20 protein-coding genes and 1 tRNA gene are annotated in these 23,886 nt (G+C 71.2%); 3 read left to right on the forward strand and 18 right to left on the reverse strand.

The annotated features are described in order from the left end of the window. Positions 1–98 precede the first annotated feature (98 nt). Complete coding sequence (locus tag AAFF41_RS19870; protein ID WP_319747623.1) at positions 99–242, reverse strand: hypothetical protein; 144 nt, start codon at positions 240–242, stop codon at positions 99–101. Next, complete coding sequence (locus AAFF41_RS19875) at positions 239–1,681, reverse strand: MFS transporter (protein ID WP_319747621.1); 1,443 nt, start codon at positions 1,679–1,681, stop codon at positions 239–241. The genes AAFF41_RS19870 and AAFF41_RS19875 overlap by 4 nt, the downstream gene beginning before the upstream one ends. Positions 1,682–1,899: 218 nt before the next feature. On the opposite strand from AAFF41_RS19875, the gene AAFF41_RS19880 reads away from it, so the two are divergent. After that, positions 1,900–1,974: transfer RNA gene (locus AAFF41_RS19880), tRNA-Cys, on the forward strand. Positions 1,975–2,155: 181 nt separating this feature from the next. After that, positions 2,156–2,728 carry a hypothetical protein gene (locus AAFF41_RS19885; RefSeq protein WP_343324353.1) on the forward strand — a complete coding sequence of 191 codons (573 nt, stop codon included), beginning with the start codon at positions 2,156–2,158 and terminating at the stop codon, positions 2,726–2,728. A gap of 127 nt (positions 2,729–2,855) precedes the next feature. Here the strand turns inward: AAFF41_RS19885 and AAFF41_RS19890 are convergent, their stop codons facing one another. From AAFF41_RS19890 to AAFF41_RS19950, 13 genes are all read right to left on the reverse strand, one after another. Continuing rightward, entirely contained in the window at positions 2,856–3,569 is a 714-nt protein-coding gene (locus AAFF41_RS19890) for a hypothetical protein (protein WP_319747579.1), read from the reverse strand. Positions 3,570–3,630: 61 nt separating this feature from the next. Beyond that, entirely contained in the window at positions 3,631–4,140 is a 510-nt protein-coding gene (locus AAFF41_RS19895) for a SigE family RNA polymerase sigma factor (RefSeq protein WP_319747577.1), read from the reverse strand. Positions 4,141–4,482: 342 nt separating this feature from the next. Continuing rightward, positions 4,483–5,661: an SUKH-4 family immunity protein gene (locus AAFF41_RS19900; RefSeq protein WP_319747575.1), complete on the reverse strand. Its 1,179-nt coding sequence runs from the start codon at positions 5,659–5,661 to the stop codon at positions 4,483–4,485. Between the two features lie 217 nt (positions 5,662–5,878). Next, entirely contained in the window at positions 5,879–6,043 is a 165-nt protein-coding gene (locus tag AAFF41_RS19905) for a hypothetical protein (protein WP_319747573.1), read from the reverse strand. Continuing rightward, positions 6,040–8,346 carry a xanthine dehydrogenase family protein molybdopterin-binding subunit gene (locus tag AAFF41_RS19910; protein WP_319747571.1) on the reverse strand — a complete coding sequence of 769 codons (2,307 nt, stop codon included), beginning with the start codon at positions 8,344–8,346 and terminating at the stop codon, positions 6,040–6,042. Before AAFF41_RS19910 ends, AAFF41_RS19905 begins: the two co-directional genes overlap by 4 nt. Continuing rightward, a complete protein-coding gene (locus AAFF41_RS19915) occupies positions 8,343–9,962 on the reverse strand; it encodes a 2Fe-2S iron-sulfur cluster-binding protein (RefSeq protein ID WP_343324354.1) in 1,620 nt (539 codons plus the stop codon). Before AAFF41_RS19915 ends, AAFF41_RS19910 begins: the two co-directional genes overlap by 4 nt. Beyond that, positions 9,959–10,852, reverse strand: coding sequence for an FAD binding domain-containing protein (locus tag AAFF41_RS19920; protein ID WP_343324355.1), 894 nt, complete (start codon positions 10,850–10,852; stop codon positions 9,959–9,961). The genes AAFF41_RS19915 and AAFF41_RS19920 overlap by 4 nt, the downstream gene beginning before the upstream one ends. Before the next feature lie 280 nt (positions 10,853–11,132). Beyond that, on the reverse strand, positions 11,133–12,800 hold the full coding sequence (locus AAFF41_RS19925; protein WP_319747565.1) for a beta-N-acetylhexosaminidase: 1,668 nt from the start codon (positions 12,798–12,800) through the stop codon (positions 11,133–11,135). 1 nt (position 12,801) lies between these two features. Next, positions 12,802–13,650 (reverse strand): carbohydrate ABC transporter permease, encoded by an 849-nt coding sequence (locus AAFF41_RS19930; RefSeq protein WP_388412137.1) that lies wholly within the window; start codon positions 13,648–13,650, stop codon positions 12,802–12,804. Between the two features lie 2 nt (positions 13,651–13,652). Continuing rightward, positions 13,653–14,597 (reverse strand): carbohydrate ABC transporter permease, encoded by a 945-nt coding sequence (locus AAFF41_RS19935; RefSeq protein ID WP_319747561.1) that lies wholly within the window; start codon positions 14,595–14,597, stop codon positions 13,653–13,655. A 4-nt stretch (positions 14,598–14,601) separates the two neighbouring features. After that, complete coding sequence (locus AAFF41_RS19940; protein ID WP_319748013.1) at positions 14,602–15,897, reverse strand: extracellular solute-binding protein; 1,296 nt, start codon at positions 15,895–15,897, stop codon at positions 14,602–14,604. A gap of 276 nt (positions 15,898–16,173) precedes the next feature. Further along, positions 16,174–16,470 (reverse strand): DUF3039 domain-containing protein, encoded by a 297-nt coding sequence (locus tag AAFF41_RS19945; protein WP_075029065.1) that lies wholly within the window; start codon positions 16,468–16,470, stop codon positions 16,174–16,176. A gap of 30 nt (positions 16,471–16,500) precedes the next feature. Next, positions 16,501–17,076, reverse strand: a complete 576-nt coding sequence (locus AAFF41_RS19950; RefSeq protein WP_054229660.1) for a YqgE/AlgH family protein — start codon at positions 17,074–17,076, stop codon at positions 16,501–16,503. A gap of 280 nt (positions 17,077–17,356) precedes the next feature. Here AAFF41_RS19950 and murA point away from each other — a divergent pair, with 280 nt between their 5' ends. After that, positions 17,357–18,703 carry a UDP-N-acetylglucosamine 1-carboxyvinyltransferase gene (murA, locus tag AAFF41_RS19955; protein WP_054229659.1) on the forward strand — a complete coding sequence of 449 codons (1,347 nt, stop codon included), beginning with the start codon at positions 17,357–17,359 and terminating at the stop codon, positions 18,701–18,703. A 131-nt stretch (positions 18,704–18,834) separates the two neighbouring features. Here the strand turns inward: murA and AAFF41_RS19960 are convergent, their stop codons facing one another. From AAFF41_RS19960 to AAFF41_RS19970, 3 genes are all read right to left on the reverse strand, one after another. Then, a complete protein-coding gene (locus tag AAFF41_RS19960; protein WP_007382399.1) occupies positions 18,835–19,116 on the reverse strand; it encodes an HU family DNA-binding protein in 282 nt (93 codons plus the stop codon). A gap of 441 nt (positions 19,117–19,557) precedes the next feature. Further along, positions 19,558–20,979, reverse strand: a complete 1,422-nt coding sequence (locus AAFF41_RS19965; protein ID WP_319747559.1) for an NAD-dependent malic enzyme — start codon at positions 20,977–20,979, stop codon at positions 19,558–19,560. Between the two features lie 424 nt (positions 20,980–21,403). Further along, positions 21,404–23,830, reverse strand: a complete 2,427-nt coding sequence (locus tag AAFF41_RS19970; RefSeq protein ID WP_343324357.1) for a HelD family protein — start codon at positions 23,828–23,830, stop codon at positions 21,404–21,406. Positions 23,831–23,886: the final 56 nt, after the last annotated feature.

Raw genomic sequence — 23,886 nt, forward strand, 5'->3', positions numbered from 1 at the left:
GAGCGGCTCGGCTACGTATGACAACCGGGCCACCCTACCGGCGCCCCGGAGCTGTCAACGCGCGGACGACGCCGGGTCACCCACGGATGGGACCCACCTCACAAACCCCGCCACCGCCCACCGATCACCCCGGTGCCGTGCTCCACACCGGCCGCCACGTCGATGACCAGGTAGTACGAGGTCGGCCGGTGCACGGGGACCGCACTCGCCCGATCCGGAGCGCCGCTCTCCTTCCAGATCACCGCTCTCGCAGTCGCGTCGTCACCCAGGCCCCCACCAACGCCACCCCGGCCATCGGCAGGAACACGGCGGCGAACGCGGTGGGGTGGGAGCCGTCGGCCGTCGAGGTGGCCGTCTCCGCGACCTTGCCGCCGCCCAGCGCCGCGAACGCCGCGCCGCCCGCCGCGAGGAGCACGATGTTGGAGAGGCCGTCGGAGATCTGGAGCGCGGCGGAGTTGGAGCCGACCTCCTCCGGCGTCGACAGGCGCAGCAGCAGCACGCTGGTCGAGGCGATCACCAGCCCCATCCCGAAGCAGCCGAACCCCCAGGCGACGGCGACGATCCACACGGGCACAGCGGGGATCAGTACGCTGGGCACGACGGCGACGGCCGCAGCGAGCAGCACCATCCCGAGGAACATCAACCGGTCCCGGTACGGCTCCGTGCGTGGCCGCGACTGCACATACGACCCCAGCGCCCAGGTCCCGCCGGCCGCCGCGAGGGAGAACCCGGCGAGCGTCGGCGACAGCCCGCGCTGGGTGACCAGCATGAGGGGCACAAAGGACTCGGCGGCGATGAAGGCACCGGCGGCCAGCCCGCGCAGCAGCACCACGGACGGCAGCCCGCGCGCCGCCCGGTAGGTGCCGCGCGGCAGCAGCCCGAGGACGGCCGGGACGAGCAGCGCGGCGCCCGCGAGGCCAGGGACGAGGGAGAGCGGGGCCAGGTCCTGGGCGGCGTACTGGAGGAGTCCGGAGCCGAGCGAGATCCCGAGCGCCAGCCGGATGCGCCGCCGCTCGAAGGGCTCGCGCCCGGCGGTCCCCCCGTCCGCCGACCGCCCGGCCGACAACCGGCGTATCCGCGGCAGCGCGAGCGCCAGCGGAAACACGACCAGCACCGGTATCCCGGTGAACACCCAGCGCCAGCCCAGGTGCTCGGTGACCGTGCCCGCGATCAACGGTCCGACCACGGACGGAATCACCCAGCTCGCCGCGAACGCCGCCATGATCGCCGGGCGCAGCCGCTCCGGGTAGGCCCGCACCACGACGACGTACAACGCCACGACGACCAGCCCGCCGCCGAGCCCCTGCACCGCCCGCCCGAGAAGGAACAGCCACATGGTCCCGGCCGTCCCGGACAGCAGCAGGCCCGCCGCGAAGGCCGTGATCCCCGTGGTCAGCGGTGCCAGGGGCCCCTCGCGGTCCGCCCACTGTCCGGCGAACACCATCCCGAACAGGCTCGTCGTGAAATACGCCGAGAACGCGAACGCGTACAACGACACCCCGTCGAGCTCCCGCGCCGCGACGGGCATCGCCGTCCCGACGGCCGTCGCCTCGAAGGCGATCAGCAGCTCCACGAACACGATCCCGATGCTGAGCGCCCGATAGGGACGGCTCAGCACACCCCCCTTCCCCTTACCCTCGGGCGGGGCGGTCGCCGCATCACGTGCTTCCAGCGCTGTCATGGCCGCCAGCGTAAGAGCCACGACTGACAGTGACTCCTGTCCAAAGACCGTGATCGCCTGGGTCTTTGGTCGTACGCCACAGGTCCGGGAACCGGCATTCATGAACGGCGTGTGGCAGTCCCGTTGCAGCGCTCCCGCACCTCTTGAGCCCACCCTCCGCCCCGCCTACGTTCAACCCATCAGGTTCGGAACGAGTGAGCCGTGCCGCACCTGAGAACGGCCGTGTGCCCGAGTGGCTCAGGGGCTCGCCTGCAAAGCGAGTTACGCGGGTTCAATTCCCGCCACGGCCTCCAGTGCCTTGACCAGGCAAAGACAGAAGGGCGGCACCCTCCGCGGGTGCCGCCCTTCTGGTCGTCCGTCCCCGTTCCCGTCCCAGTTGGCCGGTACGAGGGGGGCCTGGTGACGGATCGGTGCACGTGAGGTGTACGGTCCCGATCCTGCGCCGAGATGAGGGGCGCCCGGCCTGTATGGGGGATGGTGAGTCAGCAGCCCGTTCCGGCGCCGAAGAAGCCACTGAGCAGGGGAAAGAAGATTGCCATCGGTATCGGGGTGCTGATCGCAGCTCCGCCGCTCGTCGCAGGCGTGATCTCTGGAGTCAAGGGTGCCGCCACACACGACACCTCGGCAGCAGCAGCGACGCCTGGCGCGAGCCACAGCAGTCCGGCGGCAAGGCCGTCAGCGAAGAAGAAGCGGGCCCCGGCCACGCACCCGTCGACGCCTGGGCCGGCGCAGAAGCTGGCCGACCTCGATGGGATCGGTCGGCCCGCCAGCGTGTACCAGCAGGTTCTCGACGCATTGGCGCCACGCTGCACGGAGAACCGCCCGCGCCTGACAGCCATCGTCAACTCCACGCTGGAGGACCTGAAGAAAAACGGTGTCAACGACGAGGACGAATTCAGCGTCCTGCAGCACCTGGAGCAGTCGGTGCCCGCCGGGAACCCGCGGGTCGACTGCGCGTCGGCAGCGTCGGCTTACGCCACCCTGCGCGAAGGAAACCAGGACAACCGCGGTCGCGGGCTGCTGCCGTTGGCCTGCCTCTTCGCGTAGAAGGTCTCTGTGTGGCCGCTGAAGGCTGATCAGTACTGCCGACGCGGGCGCGGCCGGCCAGTCGCCGAACACCGAGGTGATCTGCCCGCCGTGATCGTGTCGGCCCGCCGCACGGCCGCTGCGGGCGTTACTGCCACTGCGAGCTGGTTGCGATGGCTCGCAGTTGGGCCGGTGTCAGGATCGGCGTGGTACGGGTCGAGGGGCCGTTCTGGCTCGGTGCCTGCCACTCCATGAGGGTGACGTAGAGCCCGTCAGGACGCAGTACGTTCACCGTCTCGTGCCCGGGGTCCGTTCCGGGTGGTGCCTGCCGGGACTCGATCAGGGTGCCGTCGGCCAAGGGTGTGGTGCCGGCGAAGACGTGGCCGCGGATCGCGGTGGTGGAGGTCTGCCGGGAGACGTGCACCTCGAGCAGCGACTTGCCGTGGCCGTCGTCCACCCACAGCTGCCCGGACTGCCGGCCGCCGGGCGGGCTCGCATGCGTCAGGCCGGTCGGCAGCAGCGCGGTCAGGGTGGCAAGGGCGCGGTCGGCGGGCAGTGTGCCGGTGAAGGTCGGCTTCGGAGTGGCGGATGCCGTGGCCGAGCCGGTGGTGGCCGAGGCCGCCGGACCGGCGATCGTGCGGTCGGCGGTTCGCCCGTCGGACAGCAGTCCGGGAACGACCGCCGCGCCGAGCCCGACGAGCGCGAGTACGGCCGCTGCGCTCACGCCGACGGCCGTGGCGCGGCGGCGGCGCCTGCGCCGGCCGTTGCGGACGCCGGCCTGCAGAAGTGACGGGGTGTTGGGCGGCTCGAAGGTCAGGAGGGTGGTGCGGAGGGCTTCGGTGAAGTCTTCTTCGATGGGCATGGCGGATCACCGCGTTTCGGGGGTCGGTGAAGAGGGCGAGGTAGGTGCCGCGGCACCGGGGTCAGGGGCTGACGAGCTCGGACAGGTCGTGGCCCAGAAGGTCCCGGATCCTGGCGAGCGCGCGCATGCTCTGGTTGCGTACCGCGCCCGGCCGGACCTGAAGGATCGCGGCGGTCTGCTCGACGCTGCGGTCCTCCCAGTAGCGCAGGAGCAGCACGGCCCGGTCCCGGGCGGAGAGCCGACCGAGAGCGTCGAGCAAGGTGACCCGCAGCGTGGCGTCGTGCTCGGTGGCGGCACCGGAGTCCGGCAGGGTGTCGGTGGGCTGCTCGGAGCTGCTGCGCCGGCGGCGGTAGGACAGGTAGGTCCGTACGAGGACGGTGTGGGTGTACGCCGCTGGGTCGTCCACCTGCGCGATCTTGCGCCAGTTGGCATACGTCCGGCCCAGTGTGTCCTGCACCAGGTCCTCCGCGAGGTGCACATCACCGCTGGTGAGCACACACGCGGAGCGGAACAGAGGTGCGGATCGCGCAGCGGCGAACGCCATGAATTCCTCTTCGTACCGGCGCTTCATCCGAGATCCTGTTCGTCGTCCACACTCTGAAGACGCTGTGGCCTCGGGGTTACGTCCCACCCGGAGAAGCAGAAATCCAGCCGCCTCAGGCGCACTGCCCTTCGGCGACGTTGGCGTCGGGCCCGCGCAGGGTCGGGACTGGAGCGGTGGCTGTCGCTCCCTTTCCAGTCCCCGCCGCTTCACACCGTGCGTGCGCTTCTCCCGCACCGAGAGCGCGTCGGACCGATCCGGTCAGCCACTTGACCTGCACCTTCGGTCCCGGGCTCGGGGTGCGGCGGCCCGATCCACCACCGGGCGGAACGACATCGTGCGGGCGGTGCGGGCGGTGTCGCCGTCCGGCGGCTAGCCGTGGAGGGTGCCGCCCGCCTCGTCCTCGAATATCTCCGGCCAGTAGCGCCAGCCGTCGTCGCCCTTCAGCGTGGGAGTGGGGTCGCAGGCGATCGGGTCGACCGTGGCGAGGGTCTGGGCCATGGTCGCGGCCAGCTGTTCGTAGGAGTCGGTGAGGTCGTGGGTCGCGTCGAGGGCCTTCTCGCGGTGGAGCAGCCAGAGGGTGAAGGCGAGGGTGGAGATGTCGGCGTTGAGGGGGCGCAGGGTGATGTCGGGCTCGCTCCAGGCGAGGACCGCGCCCGTGGTGCCGTCCACCACGAGGCTGGTGTCCTCGATGAGGTAGCCGAGGCGTATCAGGCGGCCGGCCGTCGGGGGGAGTTCGTCGGCGGAGAAGTCGTCGGGGCGCTGGTCCGCGTAGTAGTCGGCGAGGGCCGGCAGGGGCACTTCCGTGTCCAGCTGGAAGAGGAGGCCGTCCTCGGGCAGGCCGGTCTCGCGCAGGAAGCGACGGGTCGGCTCGTGCACGAGCGCGGGCGGGAAGTCGACGTCCTCGAAGCGCATGATCGCGCCCGCGCCGAACTCCTCGTCCAGCAGCCGCTTGGGCAGGTCGAGGACGAGGCCCTCACCGGGGCCCGCGATCCGGGCGAGGGGGCGGATCAGGGCGGCCATCCGCCAGTACGGCGCCACCTCGCCTCCCGCGCCCGCCTCGAAGACCGCGGCGAGGGACTCGGAGGCCTCCGTGACCGCCTTCGCGCCGAACCGGCCCTCGTAGGAGGCGAACCGTCCGCGGGACGCCGTCAGTTCCTCCGTCGCCGCAGAAAAACGCACCAGGGCTTCCAGGGAGGGGGCCAGGGGCGCGAGGTCCATCAGAGCCGGGTCGGAGAAGAAGTACGTCGTGGCGACCTTCCCCGTCGCCCCGTCCAGGACGATCGACTCCAGGTCCCGGTCGAAGGTCCGCAGGGCTCCCACGACCAGCTGGTCCTGGAGCTCCGTGGCGAGTTTGTCGGCGTCGCCGGCCAGGTCCGCGACCCTGCGCAGCCCGTGCTCCCGCAGGGCCCCGAAGCCCAGCAGCGTGCCCTCGGCCGGCAGCCCGGGGCCCGTCAGCCACTGCCGTGTGTCCGTGTGCGTGATGTATGGATCCAGCTCGTCCTCGGTCAGCGTGATCGCGCCGACGACATCGGTGTCAGTCGTGCTCATGGCTCCCCCGCGCATGTGAACGCATATGTGCTTCCCGCGGGGAACTCGCCGCCGCCCAGCGGCAGTTCCCCACTGACCGAGAACCATACGCCGCCCCACTGACAACGCCGGAAACCCGCAGGCACGCAGGACGTACGGCCCGGAAACACGCGGGTTCAAGCCATCGGGGGGCCCGGTCGTGGCCGACACCAACGATCAGCCGCGGCTGCCGCCCGGCTCAGGTGAGGTACAGGCCGCCCAGGACGACCACCACGGCCGCCACGACGAACAGCAGTACCCCCAGCGCCAGCTTCCCGACGCTCGGCGGGGGCTCGTAGCGCGGCTGCTCGGGGAGGTGGGTCGTCGGCTCGGGGTCGTGGGTCGTCGGCTCGGGGGTACTCATGACGTGGTCACCACGGCGGCCTGCGGACGGATCGGGAGACGGTTGACGGGGCGGCCCGTCGCCGCCCGTACGGCGGACGCGACGGCCGCCGGGGACGTCACGACCGGCACCGCGCTGGCCGCTTTCGCGCCGAAGGGGGCGACGACGTCGCGCTCCTCGACGAGCTTGACGATGCGGATGTCGGGGGCGTCCAGGGAGGTCGGGAGGGCGTAACCGGTGAGGTCGGGGTGACGGACCAGACCGCGGGCGGTGCGGAGGTTCTCCGTGAGCGCGGCACCGACGCCCTGGGTGACGCCCGCTTCGATGCGGGCCGTGAGCTGGGCGGGGTTGAGGATCCGGCCGACGTCCTGGGCGAGCGCCAGCTCCACCACCCGTACCGAGCCCAGTTCGATGTCCACGTCCACCACCGCGCGGATCGCGCAGAAGGCCAGGCCCACGAAGGCGTCGCCCTGGCCCGCCTCGTCCAGCGGCTCGGTCGGGTGCGGGCGGCACTGCGCGGTGGCCCACAGCTCCTTGCCGTCCATCGCCTCCGTGACGGTGGTCGAGAGCACGCCGTCGTACGAGGTGATCTTGCCGTCGGTGATCTGGAGGAGCTCCGTGGACATGCCGAACTTGTGCGCCAGGGGCTGCAGCAGCTGCGTACGGACCATCTTCGCGGCGCGTTCGACCGCTCCGCCCGACACCCAGGTGTGGCGGCCCCGGCAGCTGGGGCCCGCGGGCGGCTGGTCGGTGTCGACCGGTGCCACGTGCACCTCGTCGATGCCGAGGGTCTCCTGGACGATCTGGCGGGCCAGGGTGGTGAAGCCCTGGCCGGTCTCGACGGCCGCGCACAGCACCGTGGCGACGCCGTCGTGGACCTTGACCGTGGCCGTGGAGACCTCGTCCGCGCCCTCGGCGCCGAGCATGTGGACCATGCCGAGGCCGTAGCCGACCCCACGGCGTACGGCGCCGGGTTCGCCCGCGCCCTCGGGGCCGCCCGGGAGCAGCCACTCGTCCTCGGGGGTGTCCTTGGGGAGCGCGGGCAGGGGGTAGTCGCGTACGGCCTGGAGCAGTTCGGCGACCGGGGCCGGGCAGGTCACCGTCTGGCCCGTCGGCAGCACATCCCCGGTGGCCATCGCGTTCTGCAGGCGCAGTTCGGCGGGGTCGAGGGCGAGCTTCTTGGCGAGCTTGTCCATCTGCGCCTCGTAGGCGGCGCAGACCTGCATGGCGCCCTCGCCGCGCACATGGCCGGAGGGCGGGTTGTTGGTGCGCACGGCCCAGCCCTCGATGAAGGCGTTCGGGACGACGTAGGGACCGCAGGCGAAGGAGACCGCGGCGGCCAGCGACTCGGCGGACGTGTCGGCGTAGGCGCCCGCGTCGAGCAGGATCTGCGCCTCGACCTTCACCAACCTGCCCTCGGTGTCGGCGTGGTGGCGGTAGCGCAGGAGGGTGGGGTGCCGGTGGGCGTGACCGAGGAAGGACTCCTCGCGGGTCGCGGTGATCTTCACCGGGCAGCCGGTCCGCAGGGCCAGCAGGCCGAGCGGGAGCTGGAAGCCCTGGTCCTCGCGGTCGGCGGTGGCGCCGGGCACTCCGGTGACGACGACCTTCACCCGCTCGGGCTCCAGGCCGTAGCAGGCGGCGGCGGTGTCGCGGTCGGTGTGCGGGTCGGTGGAGGCGACGTAGAGCTCGACACCGCCGTCCGGGCGGGGCACGGCGAGTCCGGCCTCGGCGCCGATCGGGGCCGGGTCCTGGCGACCGATGCGGTACAGGCCCTCGACGACGACCTCACCGACCGCGTCCGGGTCGCCGTGGCGCAGCGGGATGTGCCGGATCAGGTTGCCGTCGGGGTGCAGGGGTTCGGCCTCGAACGCCTGCTCGGGGTCGGTCACCGGGTCGAGTACTTCGAACTCGACGATGACGGCCGCGGCGGCCATCCGCGCGGTGTCCGGGTGATCGGCGGCGACGGCCGCGATGGGTTCGCCGTGGTGGCGTACGACCTCGGAGGCGAACACCGGGCGGTCCGCGCGGCCGCGGCCGTGCAGGGCGGAGCCGGGCACGTCCTCGTGGGTGATGACCGCCCGTACGCCGGGCATCTCGCGCGCGTGGCTGGTGTCGATGGACACGATGCGCGCGTGCGGGTGCGGCGAGCGCAGCACGGCCGCCCACAGCAGGCCCTCGGCCCACAGGTCGGCCGCGTACGGGAAGGTGCCCTCCGTCTTGGCGCGGGCCTCCGCGGCGGGCAGCGACACGCCGAGCCCGTGCGGCAGCGGCTCGGGGCCGGTGTCGGGTGCCGCGGGAGTCGCGGTCGCGGTCTCGTTGCTCACGCCTGGCCTCCGTCCTGGCCGTACGGCTGCTCATGCGGCGCCTGGGAGTCGTACGGAGAAGGGTCCTCGAACGCCGAGGGGTTGACGCCGCCCGCGCCGGGCCCCGCCTGGTGCGGGATGCGCGGCTCGCCCGCGTCCGGCGCGGCCTCGGCGGCTGCCGCGCTGTGCGCCTGGCGTTCGGCGACGACCTCGCGTACGGCGTCCAGGACCCCGCGGTAGCCGGAGCAGCGGCACAGGTTGCCGCACAGCGCCTGGCGGGACTCGAGTTCGGTGGGGGCCGGGTTGCCCTCGAGGAGGTCGTGCACGGTCATGGCCATGCCCGGGACACAGAAACCGCACTGCACCGCGCCGCACTTGGCGAGGGCGCGCTGCACGTCCGAGGGCTGTCCGTCGGCGGCGAGGCCTTCGACCGTACGCACCTCACTGCTCGCGGCGGTGACGGCGGGCACCAGGCAGGACGCCACGAGCCGCCCGTCCACCTGCACGTTGCAGGCTCCGCACTCGCCCTGCGAGCAGCCGTCCTTGGCGCCCGCGAGGCCGAGGCGCTCGCGCAGGACGTAGAGCAGCGACTCGCCGATCCAGGCGTCGGTCACGGGGCGGTCGGCGCCGTTGACGCGCAGGACGTAGGAGGCCAGGGGGTGTTCGTCATGCGGGGGCGGCGCGGGGGTGTCCGGGTCGCCCGCCTGCGCGGCGGGGGCGTCCGGTGCCGGGGTCTCCGGGTGCTCCGAAGGGTGCTCGGAGAGATGCTCCGAAAGGTGCTCCGAGGAGTCCTCCGGGACCGCTGCCGGAGCAGTTCGCGTGGCCGGGTCGTGGTCCGGTCCGGCCCCGTCCGGGGTCCCGTACGCATCGGCCGTCGCGGGCGTGGGCCCGGCGACCGGCTCAGGAGCCTCGTGAGCGGCCTGCGCGGCCGTCCGGGCGGCCTCGGCGGCCGATTCCGCACGCATGTGTCGCGCGGGCTCCACGGGGCCCTCGGAGGCCCCCGGGGCCTCGGGGGTCGCCGCGCGCGGCGCGGCGGACCACGGCTCGCCGATCTCCGAGGTCGCCCAGGGCGCCGCCGCGCCGCCCGGGAGCGTGGCGGGCGGCGTGCCGCCCCACTGCTCGACCAGGGCCGACGTGGTGAACTCGCCCGATTCGTCCGGAAGATCACCTCCGGCGACGGGAATCGACCACTGTCCGGTGACGTCGTGTCCGGGCGCGTCGGCCGGCTGGTGACCGGAGGAGGCGCCCTCCCGGGCGGCCTCCCCGAAGTCCCACTGCCCGGTGGCGCCGGGGTGGTACGAGAACCCGTCGTGCGCGGCCTGCTGATGCCCGGGCTCGTGCCGCACGGCTTCCTGGTGCGCGGCGTTGGGGTCCGGCCACTGGACGGCCTCGGCCGGCGTGGCCCAGGTGCCCGTCGCCCCGGGGTCGGCCGCCGGGGGCGCGGTGGTGATCCGGGGGGGCACGTAGCCGTGGCCGGGCGCCGCGAGAGGCGTCTCACGTTCCGCCAAAAGGGCGTCGATTCCGCCCTCGGGGAGCTTGACGAAGGCGGTGGCGCCGTCGTCGTAGTCCCCCTGTGGGAGGGGGTCCCACCTGCCGCGGGTCCGCGGAGTGCCCTCTCCGTGCTGGTCGTCGGTCACGACAGTGCCCTCCCCAGTGCTCGTCGGGCCAGCGCGGCGACGGTGCGCCGCAGGTGCAGTACAGCGGGCGGAAGCGGTTGTACGGAGCCGTCCTCGGCCGGGACGGGGTCGGGGATGCAGGCCGCGGCGACGTACTCCCCGAAGGCGTTGAGCGCCTCCGGCACGATCGCCCGGTTGTTGTCCCAGTCGATCAGCTGGGCGACCCACGCCTCCGCGTCCAGGGGCCGCAGCGGCATCGGCGCTATGGCACCCACGGCGCACCGCACACCGCGCCGCGCCGGGTCCAGGACGAGCGCCACGGACGCGATGGCGCGCCCGGGTCCGGTGCGTCCGGTCGCCTTCAGGAAGACCTGCGGCGCGTGCAGCAGCGGCACACGCACGTAGCCGATGAGTTCCCCGCCGCGGAGCATCTCCATGCCCGCGAGCAGGTGCGACACCGGGATCTCGCGGCGGGCTCCGCCCTGGCCCGCGATGATCAGCGTGGCTTCCAGTGCGGCCAGCACGGGCAGCGCGTCCCCCGTGGGGGCCGCCGAGGCGATGTTGCCGCCCAGGGTGCCCGCGTTGCGGATCTGCGGCGGGCCCGCGGCGCGCGCGGCGGCGGCGAGCGCCGGGATGAGGGCCGCGAAGTCGGGGCGCCCCATGCGGGCGTGGGTGAGGCCGGCGCCGAGCAGCGCGTGGCCGTCCTGGTACTGCCAGCCGCGGATCTCGCTGATCCGGCCGAGGCCGACGAGCGCGGCGGGCCGCAGCTGTCCGGAGTTGACGGCGGCCATGAGGTCGGTGCCGCCGGCCACGGGGACGGCGGCGGGCACGGCGGCCAGCGCCGCCACTGCCTCGTCCAGCGAGGCGGGCAGCGTCACGGCCTGCGCCGCCTGCGGTGCGTGCGTGGTCAAACCGGCTGCCCCTTCCCGCTGCCCCACCTGGTCCCACCTGTGTTGCGCGTACGGTACGTGCTGACAGGGCGGACGTGGCAACTCTGGCACATCTTCCCCGGCCCTCGACGCGGGGGTCCGCTAGGAGGCATTCGCCCCCTCACCAGCGAGATGGTCCGTTTTCCTACGGCATCGCCGGTCAGTACGAATTGCCACTCTTCGGTGGCCCTTGGGTGTCTTTTGCCTTGTGGGGCCACTGCGCCGGGGGGAACGGGCCGGGACACGCCGGTCGGGGGTCACCTCACACGTTTGGGGGCGCCCCCTCGATCGGACGTCCGAGCACACCTGGGCGCCGCTGCCACGGAAGGGGGCCCGTGGGCGGGCGGTAGGCCACGCCCAGGGCGTCGAGTCGCCCGTAGTGGGCGGCCATCCGCCGCTCGAAGTCGGCGAAGTCCCGCTCGGCGGGGGCGGGCAGGGCGCTCCAGGCGACCTCGGCGAAGGCCGCGAGCCGGGGGAAGGTCTGGTAGTCCACACGCGCGGGGTCCTCCATCACCTCGGTCCACACGTTCGCCTGAGTGCCCAGCACATGCCGGGCCTCCGCCTCGGTGAGCCCGGAGGGAACGGGTTCGAAGCGGTAGACGTCCTCCAGGGTGCGGACATATCCGATCGGTACCGGCTCGTCCGGGCCCGCGGCCTGACGGTGGTCCAAGTACACCTGCTGCTCGGGGCACATGACCACGTCGTGGCCGGCGCGGGCGGCCGTGACGCCGCCCTGGTAGCCCCGCCACGAGGACACCGCCGCCCCCTCGGCCAGCCCGCCCTCCAGGATCTCGTCCCAGCCGATCAGCCGACGCCCGCGCGCGGAGAGCCAGTTGTCGAAGTGCCGGACGAACCAGGACTGCAACTCGTCCTCGTCCGCGAGCCCCAGTTCCCTGATGCGCGCCTGCGCGGTGGGCGATCGCTTCCACTGGTCCTTGGCGCACTCGTCGCCGCCGATGTGCACAAACCCCGAGAACGGCGCGGACCCCGAGAACCCCGGGAACGGACCGGCGTCCGCCGGGAAGAGCTCCAGGAGTTCCTCGAACACCCCCTCGTAGAAGCGCAGGGTGTTGTCAGTGGGGGCGAGTACGTTTTTGGAGATGCCCCAGGTGTCCCAGACGGTCAGGGAGGTCGTGTCGATGACGTCGGTGTTGCCCAGTTCCGGATACGCGGCGATGGCGGCCTGCGAGTGCCCCGGGATGTCTATCTCGGGGACGACACCGATATGCCGCTCGGCCGCGTACGCGACGATCTCGCGGATGTCGTCCTGCGTGTAGAAGCCCCCGTGCGGCTTCTCCTCCCACAGGGGCGAGGCACGATGGCCGAATTTCGTGCGCGCCCGCCAGGATCCGACCTCCGTCAGCTTCGGATACCGCTTGATCTGAACACGCCAGCCTTGGTCGTCGGTGAGGTGGAAGTGGAAGACATTGAGTTTGTGGGCGGCCATGAGGTCGAGATGACGCAGGACGCCGTCCTTGGGCATGAAGTGCCGGGAGACGTCCAGCATGAGACCGCGCCAGGGGAACCGAGGGGCGTCCTCGATGATCTGGTGCGCGATTCCGTACGTCCTCCCCGGCCGGACGGGGGCGCGGCGGAAGGCGTCGGGGCCGAGGAGTTGACGCAGCGTCTGCGCACCCCAGAAGACCCCGGCCGCGCCTCCGCCCCGGATCTCGATGCCCCAGTTGACGACGACGCTGAGTTTGTACGCCTCCGGCTCCAGGGTGTCGTCGAGGAGCAGCCGTACGGCGTTGCGGGCGTCCTGCGGCCCTGGTCGCAGCGGCAGACCGAGCGCGGCGCCGAGCGTGGCGCGCAGCCAGCGCTCCGTGGTGTCCGTGCCGGGAGCGGCCCACAGGGTGGTCTCCGCGTCGAGTTCGACCCCGCAGCGCATGGGGCCCTTAACGGCGCGGGGCGCCGGAATCACATCGTTCACGTCAGTCCTTCACCGCTCCGCCGAGGCCGGAGACCAGGCGTCGCTGTACGAGTACGAAGAAGACGAGCACCGGAATCGTCATCACCGTGGACGCCGCCATCACGCCGCCCCAGTCCGGCTCGTCGGGCTTGTAGAAGACGAGGAGGGCCATCGGCAAGGTCGACTGCGAGGTGTCGCTGATGATGAAGGACTTGGCGAACAGGAAGTCGTTCCAGGCCGAGATGAAGGAAAAGACGCTCGTGGCCACCAGCCCCGGGAAGACGAGCGGGAAAAGGATCTGCCAGAGGAATCGCGTACGGCTCGCCCCGTCGATGTACGCGGCCTCCTCCAGCGCCTCGGGAACCGCCTTCACAAAACCTCTCAGCATCCAGATCGCGAACGGCAGCGACAAGGCGATGTGCGGCAGGATCAGCGAGCCCAGCGTGTTCAGCCGGCCGAAGTCCCGCATCAGGAAGAAGAGGGGGATCGTCAGCGCCTCGACGGGCACCATCTGCGCGACCAGGAACATGATCAACAGGGTGGTCCGGAAACGGAAGCGGAATCGGGTGACCGCCGTCGCCGCGAGAAACGCGATCAGCGCCGAGACGACGACCACGGACCCCGCCACCACAAGGCTGTTGACGAAGTAACGGCCGAATTCCTGCTGCCCGAAGACGCGCCGGAAGGAATCCAGGGAGGGCGAAAGCGTCCACGGCCGGGGCTCGGTGGACTCGATCTCCCCGGCCGGTTTGAAGGCGCCGAGCACCATCCAGTAGAGGGGGAAGGCGACGACCACCGCGATCAGCAGCGCGGACGTCTCGGCGGCGAGCCGCCAGGGGCGCCGGGGACGCCGTACGAAGCCGGGTATCAGGCTCACAGTTCCTCCCCCTGCCTGCGCAGCAGCCGCAGGTACACCAGCGTGACCGCCAGCAGGATCACCAGCATGACCACGCCGATCGCCGAGCCGAGGCCGTACTGCGAGGAGGCGAAGGCCTTCTGGTAGGCGTACACGTTCAGCACGAGGTTCTGGCCCGCGATGCCGCCGCCGTTCGTCATGACGTAGATCTGCGTGAAGACCTTGAAGTCCCAGATGACCGACTGGATGGTGACGACCACCAGGATCGGGCGGAGCAGCGGTGCGAGCACCGAGCGCCAGATCCGCCACTGCGAGGCGCCGTCCAGGGCGGCCGCCTCCAGCACGTCGGACGGTACGGCGCGGATCCCCGCGTAGACCGTCACCATCACGAACGGGAAGGAGCACCAGACCACTTCGAGCAGGACGAGCGCGAAGGCGCTGTAGCGCCCGTACGTCCAGGAGTGGTCGCCGATTCCGAGGACCCGGTTGACGGGCCCGAAGTCGGGGTCGAACAGGAACAGCCAGACCGTGGACCCGGTGACCGCCGGGGTCGCCCACGCGCCGAGCGCGGCCAGCATCAGCGCGAGCCTCGGCAGGGCCCGTACGCGGGTGAGGAGCACGGCGAGGGCGCAGCCGACGGCCAGGGTGGAGAGCACGCAGGCCGCCGCGAACACCAGCGTGGCGGTCAGGACCTGCCAGAACTGGTCGTCGGCGAAGAGCGTGGTGTAGTTGCCGAACCCTTCGAAGGCGGTCGGTTCGCCGCCGCTGACCTGTGCCTGGGTGTACTTCAGGAGCGAGATCAGGCCGAGCTGGTAGATGGGGTAGACGAGCAGGGCGCCGAGGACGACCAGGGCGGGGGCGAGGTAGAGCCAGGGGGTCCAGCGGGCGCGCCGGCGGCCGGGGAGGGCGGCCACGGCCTTCGCGACCGTGACCGGTTGGGCGACGGCCTCTTGCGTGGTCATCCGTTCACCCCACGGAGCTGAACGCGTCGTTCATCTTCTTCGCCGCGTCCTTCGAGGCCGCCGCGACGCCCTTCTTGCCGCTGATGACCTCCTGGAACATCGTCGGCAGGACGAGCGAGGCGTCGATCTGGGACCAGGCGGCCGAGGCGGGCACGAACCTGGTGCCCGAGGCGAGGGTCTTCACGAAGGGCGCGACGAACGGCTGCTTCTTCGCGACCGCGTCCCGCACGTCGGTGTACGTGGGCAGGAACCCCATGGCGTCGAAGAGCTCGCTCTGGGTCTTCTTGCTCGCCAGTTGCTCCATCAGGCCGACGGCGAGGGTGCGGTGCGAGGTGCTCTTCAGGACACCGATGTTGTTGCCGCCCGCGAAGGCCGGGGCGACCGAGCCCGGCTTCACACCGGGCAACGGCACGACCTCGTACTTGCCCTTGATCTTCCCGGCCTCGATCGCGGCATGGCTGAAGTCGCCGCCGATGGCCATGCCCGCCTTGCCGGAGGAGAACGCGGTGACGGTGTCGTTGCCGGTCATGCCCGCGCACTTGGCGGCGGGACAGTTGTCGGCGCCGAACAGCGAGGTGTAGGCCTTGATGCCCTTCTGGGCGGCCGCGCTGTCGATGGTCGCGGCGTAGGAGCCGCCCTTGCCCTGGGCGATCTCGCCGCCCTGGGACCAGATGAAGGGCATCGCGCCGTACGTGTAGGCGCCGCCGACCACGAGTCCGTAGAGGTCGGGATCGGCCGCGCGGATCTTCTTGGCGGTGGAGATCAACTCGGCCTGGGTCCTGGGGGCTTCGAGGCCGAGGTCCTTGAGGATGTCGGTGCGGTAGTAGAGGGCGCGGACGCCGACGAAGAACGGGGCGCCGTAGATCTTCCCGTCCACCGTCACGGACTGCTTGGCGGTCGGGTCGGTGTCCTTGGCCTCGCTCCAGTCGGCGAACTCCTCGGTGACGTCGGCGAGTCCGCCGTCCTTGACGTAGCCGGCGGTGTCCGTGTTGCCGTACTCGATGACGTCCGGGGCGCTCTTCGGGTCGTTGAAGGCGGCCTTCATGCGCTGGGCGCGGGTCTCCACGGGGATGTACTCGATGGTGACCTTGGTGTCCTTGTGGGCCTTCTTGAAGGTGCTGAGGGCCGCGTCGACGACCTTCTCCTTCGGCCCGTTGTTGACCTCCTGGAAGAGCCAGACCCGCAGTGTGCCGGTCTTCTCGTCCTTTCCGGAGGAGGAGTTGTCGGAGGTCTGGGGGGCGCAGGCGGTGGCGACGACAAGGGCGGCGAGGGCGACGGCCGTTCGGGCGGGGAGCTTCACGGGCAGCTTCACAGAGAGCTTCATCGAGCATCCTCCGATGGGGGGCGTTGCAACATACGCAATGGCGGTTTCGCTCTGCACAACACATCGGAGGCTATGGACTACATGAACATGTCCACAAGAGGTCTCAACCACTCTGTGACCACGGGGCGCACCATGTGCAACGCCGCCCGGCGCGAGGACCTCCGGCGCACACGACGCAAAGGCCCTCGGGGCGCGCCGAACGCGCCCCGAGGGCCTTGTGATCGTCGGGCCGCCGGTCCTCGGCGGGGCCCGTTACTTGTCCTGGCCGCCCTTGCCCTTGTCGCCGCCGGCGCCCATGGACTCGTAGATCTCCTTGCACATGGGACACACGGGGTACTTCTTCGGGTCGCGGCCCGGGACCCACACCTTGCCGCAGAGGGCCACGACGGGCGTGCCGTCGAGGGCGCTCGCCATGATCTTGTCCTTCTGGACATAGTGGGCGAAGCGCTCGTGGTCCCCGTCGCCGTGCGACACCTGCGGCGTCGGCTCTACGAGGGTTCCCGTCCCAGTGCCTCGCTGGGGCTGGGTCTCAGGCTCAAGAGTGCTCATAAAGGCCAAGGGTACTGAAGGTCACGGACATCAGTTGAGTGAAGGGTCGTCCGGATACGTCGCCACCATCGCGAGTTCGTTGCGCTGGCGGCGCAGGACCTCGCGCCAGAGGCGCTCCGGGGACGGGGAGGAGACGTCTCCCGGTTCGGATTCCACCACGTACCAGGCGCCCTCGGTCAGTTCGTCCTCCAGTTGGCCGGGGCCCCAGCCCGCGTACCCGGCGAAGATTCTCAGGGAGCCGAGGGCCGAGGCGAGGAGTTCCGGCGGGGCCTCCAGGTCGACGAGGCCGATCGCGCCGTGCACCCGCCGCCAGCCGAGTGGCGCGCGCTCCCCGGAGGCGACGCCGCCCGGGATCACCGCGACGCCCAGCGCCGAGTCCAGCGACACCGGGCCCCCCTGGAAGACGACGCCGGGCTCCCCGGCCAGGTCGGCCCAGGCCTCCAGGATGTCGCTGACGTCCACCGGGGTCGGCCGGTTGAGGACGACACCGAGCGAGCCCTCCTCGTCGTGGTCGAGGAGCAGCACCACCGCGCGGTCGAAGTTCGGGTCCGCCAGGGCGGGCGTGGCCACGAGCAGCCGCCCTGTGAGCGAGGACACCTCGGTCATGCCAGACATGATCCCGCATCTTCCCCGGGTAGGGGGACCCAATACCCGTACCCGAGTGAATGCAGCTCAGGGCGCAGAGAAGCGTCACCCGCGCACACCGTTGTCGGTGACCCCGTGTGCCCGATGCGGAACGGTTCGTGTTGTGGCAAAGCTATGACGTTGCTGGGCGGTCCTTGGGCTTACTTAAGGGGGGTGGGCGGCGATTACCCTTGCTCTTCGGCTCCCGCCCAACCGGTCTGCCGACGCATACTCCTGCCCAACTCATCGGAACGCGAGATACATGACCGTCAACGGCTCTGACGATGTACTGCTTGTCCACGGCGGAACCCCGCTCGAGGGCGAGATCCGTGTCCGCGGTGCGAAGAACCTCGTACCGAAGGCCATGGTCGCCGCCCTGCTGGGCAGCGCTCCGAGCCGACTGCGCAATGTCCCCGACATTCGCGACGTGCGCGTCGTGCGCGGGCTGCTGCAGCTGCACGGCGTGACGGTCCGTCCGGGTGAGGAGCCGGGCGAGCTGATCCTCGACCCGTCGCACGTGGAGAGCGCGAACGTCGCCGACATCGATGCCCACGCGGGCTCGTCGCGCATCCCGATCCTCTTCTGCGGCCCGCTGCTGCACCGTCTGGGGCACGCGTTCATCCCGGGTCTGGGCGGCTGTGACATCGGCGGCCGGCCGATCGACTTCCACTTCGAGGTGCTGCGGCAGTTCGGCGCGCGGATCGAGAAGCGGGCGGACGGCCAGTACCTGGAGGCTCCGCAGCGGCTGCGCGGCACGAAGATCCAGCTGCCGTACCCGTCCGTCGGCGCGACCGAGCAGGTGCTGCTGACGGCGGTGCTCGCGGAGGGCGTCACCGAGCTGTCCAACGCGGCCGTGGAGCCCGAGATCGAGGACCTCATCTGCGTACTGCAGAAGATGGGCGCGATCATCGCCATGGACACCGACCGGACGATCCGCATCACCGGTGTGGACTCGCTCGGCGGCTACACCCACGCGGCCCTCCCGGACCGCCTGGAGGCCGCCTCCTGGGCTTCCGCGGCGCTGGCGACCGAAGGCAACATCTACGTCCGCGGTGCCCAGCAGCGCTCGATGATGACGTTCCTGAACACCTACCGCAAGGTGGGCGGCGCGTTCGAGATCGACGACGAGGGCATCCGCTTCTGGCACCCGGGCTCGCAGCTCAAGTCCATCGCCCTGGAGACGGACGTCCACCCCGGTTTCCAGACCGACTGGCAGCAGCCGCTGGTGGTCGCCCTGACGCAGGCCACGGGGCTGTCGATCATCCACGAGACGGTGTACGAGTCCCGCCTCGGCTTCACCTCCGCGCTGAACCAGATGGGCGCGCACATCCAGCTCTACCGCGAGTGCCTCGGCGGCTCGGTCTGCCGCTTCGGCCAGCGCAACTTCCTGCACTCGGCCGTCGTTTCGGGCCCGACCAAGCTCCAGGGCGCCGACCTGGTCATCCCCGACCTCCGCGGCGGCTTCTCGTACCTGATCGCCGCCCTCGCGGCCCAGGGCACCTCCCGCGTCCACGGCATCGACCTGATCAACCGCGGCTACGAGAACTTCATGGAGAAGCTCGTGGAACTGGGCGCCAAGGTGGAACTGCCGGGCAAGGCGCTCGGATAACACGGCCGGCGCGCGGGCAACACGCCCCGCGCGCGGCGTGCGTACGACGATGGGGCGGCCCCCCGGTCAAGGGGGCCGCCCCATTGGCGTTACTGCGGTTCGTGTGCCGTCCCGTGGCACACGAACGCGGCTTACTTGCCCTTGGCCGCTTCCTTGAGCTTGCTGCCCGCGGAGACCTTCACGCTGTAGCCGGCCGGGATCTGGATCGGGTCGCCGGTCTGCGGGTTGCGCGCGGTGCGAGCGGCACGGTGGGTGCGCTCGAAGGTCAGGAAGCCGGGGATGGTGACCTTCTCGTCGCCCTTGGCGACGATCTCGCCGACGGTCTCGGCGAACGCGGCCAGAACGGCGTCGGCGTCCTTGCGGGTCACCTCGGCACGGTCGGCCAGCGCGGCCACCAGCTCACTGCGGTTCATGTTGTTACTCCCGTGTTCTTCTTGCCGTTGAGGCGTGCCACGCGGCGGAGCCGCATGTTGGATGCGGCGAAGCCGATGCTGCCAGGGCCCTCGGTCGGTCCCCGGACCCGGGTCCGTAGCCAGACCCTCGCGCCCGAAGACGCATCCTGCCCCCACCTGCGGCGGGAAAGCCAATCCGGCACCCCTGGGAGTCACACGAACACCCTTGGGAGTCACACGAAAAGCGCCACTGCCTCAGTGTGGTGACGCTCCGTCCGCTCCCGGCAGCGGACCGCAGGGCCTGGGAGGCCTGAGCCTGGCCGCCACCCTAGAGGGCTGCCGGGGACCCCGCATCCCGCGACGCGCCGACGCGCGGCGGTCGTGGCGATCGTCACAGCAAGTCACACCGCCGGATCCGGGGGCGGTGAGCCCCCGGCGACGCCCGCGCCGGTGTCGAGTGCCCTACTCCGCCGCTGTCACACCCGCCGCCTTCGCCGCGGAGCGCACCGCTCCGGCGACCGCGCCCGCGACCTTGTCGTTGAAGACGCTGGGGATGATGTAGTTCGGGTTCAGCTCGTCCTCGGTCACCACGTCCGCGAGCGCGGCCGCGGCGGCCAGCATCATCTCGGTGTTGACCGTGCGGGACTGGGCGTCCAGGAGGCCGCGGAAGACGCCCGGGAAGACCAGCACGTTGTTGATCTGGTTGGGGAAGTCGGAGCGGCCGGTGGCGACAACTGCCGCGGTCTGGCGGGCGATTGCCGGGTCGACCTCGGGGTCGGGGTTCGCGAGCGCGAACACGATGGCACCGTCGGCCATGGCGGCCACGTCGTCGCCGTCGAGCACGTTCGGGGCGGAGACGCCGATGAACACGTCGGCGCCGCGCACGGCCTCCTTCAACGTGCCCGTGAGGCCCTCGGGGTTGGTGTTGTCGGCGATCCACCGCAGGGGCGAATCGGAGGCCGCGTCGACGAGGTCCGCGCGGTCCGCGTGCACGACACCGTGGATGTCGGCGACGACGGCGTTCTTGACGCCCGCGGCGATGAGCAGCTTCAGGATGGCCGTACCGGCCGCGCCCGCGCCGGACATGACGATCCTGATGTCACCGATGGCCTTGCCCGCCACACGCAGGGCGTTCGTGAGGGCGGCGAGGACGACGATCGCGGTGCCGTGCTGGTCGTCGTGGAAGACGGGGATGTCGAGGGCCTCGCGCAGCCGGGCCTCGATCTCGAAGCAGCGCGGCGCGGAGATGTCCTCCAGGTTGATGCCCGCGAAGCCGGGGGCGATGGCCTTGACGATCTCGACGATCGCGTCGGTGTCCTGGGTGTCCAGGCACAGCGGCCAGGCGTCGATGCCGGCGAAGCGCTTGAAGAGGGCCGCCTTGCCCTCCATGACCGGCAGGGCGGCCTTGGGGCCGATGTTCCCGAGGCCGAGCACGGCCGAGCCGTCCGTCACGACCGCAACGGAGTTGCGCTTGATGGTGAGGCGACGGGCGTCCTCGGGGTTCTCGGCGATCGCCATGCACACGCGGGCCACGCCCGGGGTGTAGATCATGGAGAGGTCGTCACGGTTGCGGATCGGGTGCTTCGACTGCATCTCGATCTTGCCGCCGAGGTGCATGAGGAACGTACGGTCGGAGACCTTGCCCAGCGTGACGCCCTCGATGCCGCGCAGCTGCTGGACGATCTCGTCGGCGTGGGCCGTGGAGCTCGCCGCGATGGTGACGTCGATCCGGAGCTTCTCGTGGCCTGAGGCGGTCACGTCGAGGCCGGTCACCGAGCCTCCGTGGGACTCTACGGCCGTGGTGATCTGGGAGACCGCGGTTCCGCTCGCGGGCACCTCCAGTCGGACCGTAATCGAGTAGGAGACGCTGGGCGCCGTTGCCATGGCCGACTTCCTCTGCTTTCACCGTGTACTGCTGGGTCGCGCTGTCTCGCGGGTATGCCGTCCGATCGTCGCACCTACCCCTCAGTACGTGGTAGCCGCCCCGGATTGCGAACGTTTTGTTCGCAGGCGAGGCGGGCGAATTCGGAAGACAACTTCCACCATACGAGAGTACGTGAACCTCAGGGGAAACGGTCGGCCACCGTGAGCCGGACAACGAAGGAGGCTCACGTCAGATGACGTGAGCCTCTTCTCGTTCAGTGACACCGACCCGCCATGCTCGCCTCGCGGCAAGTGGTCGCTCGTAGCGACGAAGGTTGGGCCCGGGGGCTTGGATCGGGCCGGTGTCACATCCACCGTAACAAACGATCCCCGTAAGGCAATTCCCACCCCGAGAGTTCATTCGGGGCGTCGGCCGCGGCGGGGGTCAGTCCCGGAGCAGATCCGGCACCCCGTTCGCGTCGGGTTCGTCGCGGTCGCCGGAGACGATCGTCAGCTGCTGCGTGGCCCGGGTGAGGGCGACGTACAGCACCCGCAGCCCCGCGGGCGACTCGTCGGCGATCTCCGCCGGAGAGACGACCACCGTCGCGTCGTACTCCAGTCCCTTCGCCTCCAGGCTCCCGAGCGCCACCACCCGTTCGCCGAGCCCGGCGAGCCAGCGGGCGGCCTCCTCACGCCGGTTCATGGCCACCACGACGCCCACCGTGCCGTCCACCCGGTCCAGCAGACGCGCGGCCTCGGCGCGCACGGTCTGCGCGAGCGAGTCCCGTGTGCCGGCGCCCGCGTGGTTCGTCGCCACGAAACGCGGCTCCACCCCGGTGGACCGTACGGCTGAGGGGGACTCGGAGCCGGGCATGGCCAGGGCGAGGACCTTGGCGGCCAGCTCGGCGATCTCGGCGGGGTTGCGGTAGTTGACGGTGAGGGCGAAGCGGCGCCGGGGACGGCTTCCCAGGGCCTCGTCACGGGCCTCCGCGGCCTCGTCGGGGTCCGACCACGAGGACTGCGCCGGGTCGCCCACGACGGTCCAGGTGGCCTGCCGGCCGCGTCTGCCCACCATCCGCCACTGCATGGGCGTGAGGTCCTGCGCCTCGTCGACGATGACGTGCGCGTACTCGACGCGCTCCTGCGCCAGCCGCTCGGCCCGCTCGCGCTGCGACTCCTCGCGTACGGGCATGAGCTCCTCGAGACCGGTGAGCTGGTCCAGCGGGTCCAGCTCCCGGCGTTTGCGGGGCCGGACGGGCATGCCCAGGATCGCCTGGAGCTCGTCCAGCATCGCCACGTCGTGGACGGACAGCCCGTCCCGCTTGAGCGAGCGCGCGACCCGGCGCACCTCGCCGGGGTTGAGGATCCGCCGCGCCCAGCGGCCGAGGCGCCGCTCGTCGGCCATCGCGGCAAGGACGCCCCGCGGGGTCAGCTCGGGCCACCAGGCGTTCAGGAAGTCGATGAAGCTGTCCTCTGAGGCGACGTCCTCGTCGAAGGACGACCGCAGCTCGGCGGCCAGCTCCGGGTCCGTGTGCCGCGTACCGGCCCCGGACTTCGCCCACAGGGCGTCCAGCAGCAGCTTGCGGGCGCGCGGGCGCAGCAGGTTCACCGGCGCGGTCCCGCTCAGCGTGTTGTGCTTGATGCGGTCGAGCTCGGCGGCCTCCAGCTCCAGGCGCCGCCCGAAGGCGACGACACGCAGGCGGGTGGGGGTGCCCGCGGGGGCCGGCGCGGCCTCCTCGCCGAAGGCGAGCTGCTCCGGCCGGTCCCCGGCGGCGGTGGACCGGCCCGGGCTGCCGCCGGGCGTCTCCAGCGCGCCCCTGGCGACCTTCCGCAGCACCTTGAGCATCCTGTACGAGCCCTTGGCCCGGGCGACGGCCGGGGAGTCGTACAGGGTGGCCTCCGCGCCGTCGACGAGGGAGCCGATGGCACGGATGGCGACCTGGCCCTCCTCGCCGAGGGAGGGCAGCACGCCCTCGGTGTAGGCGACCAGGAGCGGGGTCGGGGAGACGATCAGGATGCCGCCCGCGTACCGGCGGCGGTCCTGGTAGAGGAGGTAGGCCGCCCGGTGCAGGGCCACGGCCGTCTTGCCGGTGCCGGGGCCGCCCTCCACGTAGGTCACCGATGCGGCGGGGGCGCGGATCACCAGGTCCTGTTCGGCCTGGATGGACGCCACGATGTCCCGCATGGTGTGGCTGCGGGCCTGGCCGAGCGCGGCCATCAGGGCGCCGTCGCCGATCACCGGGAGTTCCCGGCCGTCGAGGGTGGCCTTGAGCTCGGGGCGCATCAGGTCGTCCTCGACGCCGAGGACCTTGCGGCCCTTGGAGCGGATGACCCGGCGGCGTACGACGCGGCCCGGGTCGACCGGTGTCGAGCGGTAGAAGGGGGCCGCGGCGGGCGCCCGCCAGTCGATGACCAGCGGCGCGTAGTCCGCGTCGAGCACCCCGATGCGGCCGATGTGGAGCGTCTCGGCGATGGAGGCGTACTGGCCGGTCTCGTCCACCTGTACGACACCCTCGGCCGGTTCGACCGCCGTGTAGGCGCCGTCCGGACCCTTCTTGCCGTCCTTCCCGAGGAGCAGGTCGATCCGGCCGAAGAGGAAGTCCTCGAACTCGTTGTTCAGGCGATTCAGATGAATCCCCGCGCGGAACACCTGGGCGTCGCGCTCCGCGAGCGCCCCCGGTGTACCGACCTGGCCGCGCTGGGCGGCGTCGTTCATCAGGAACTCCGCCTCGTGGATCTTCTCCTCGAGGCGCCGGTACACCCGGTCCAGATGTTGCTGCTCGACGCTGATCTCACGATCCCGTACGGAATCGTCCTGTGCGGAATCGTGGATCTGGTCGAGCGCGGTTTCCTGCTGAGCCTGAGCGGCCACCGGGCCCCCTTCTGACGTGCTGGGCAGCCGTCAACCGTACGCGAAGGGGACCCCGT

It is taken from the genome of Streptomyces mirabilis, assembly GCF_039503195.1.
In the GTDB taxonomy this organism is placed as follows: domain Bacteria; phylum Actinomycetota; class Actinomycetes; order Streptomycetales; family Streptomycetaceae; genus Streptomyces; species Streptomyces mirabilis_D.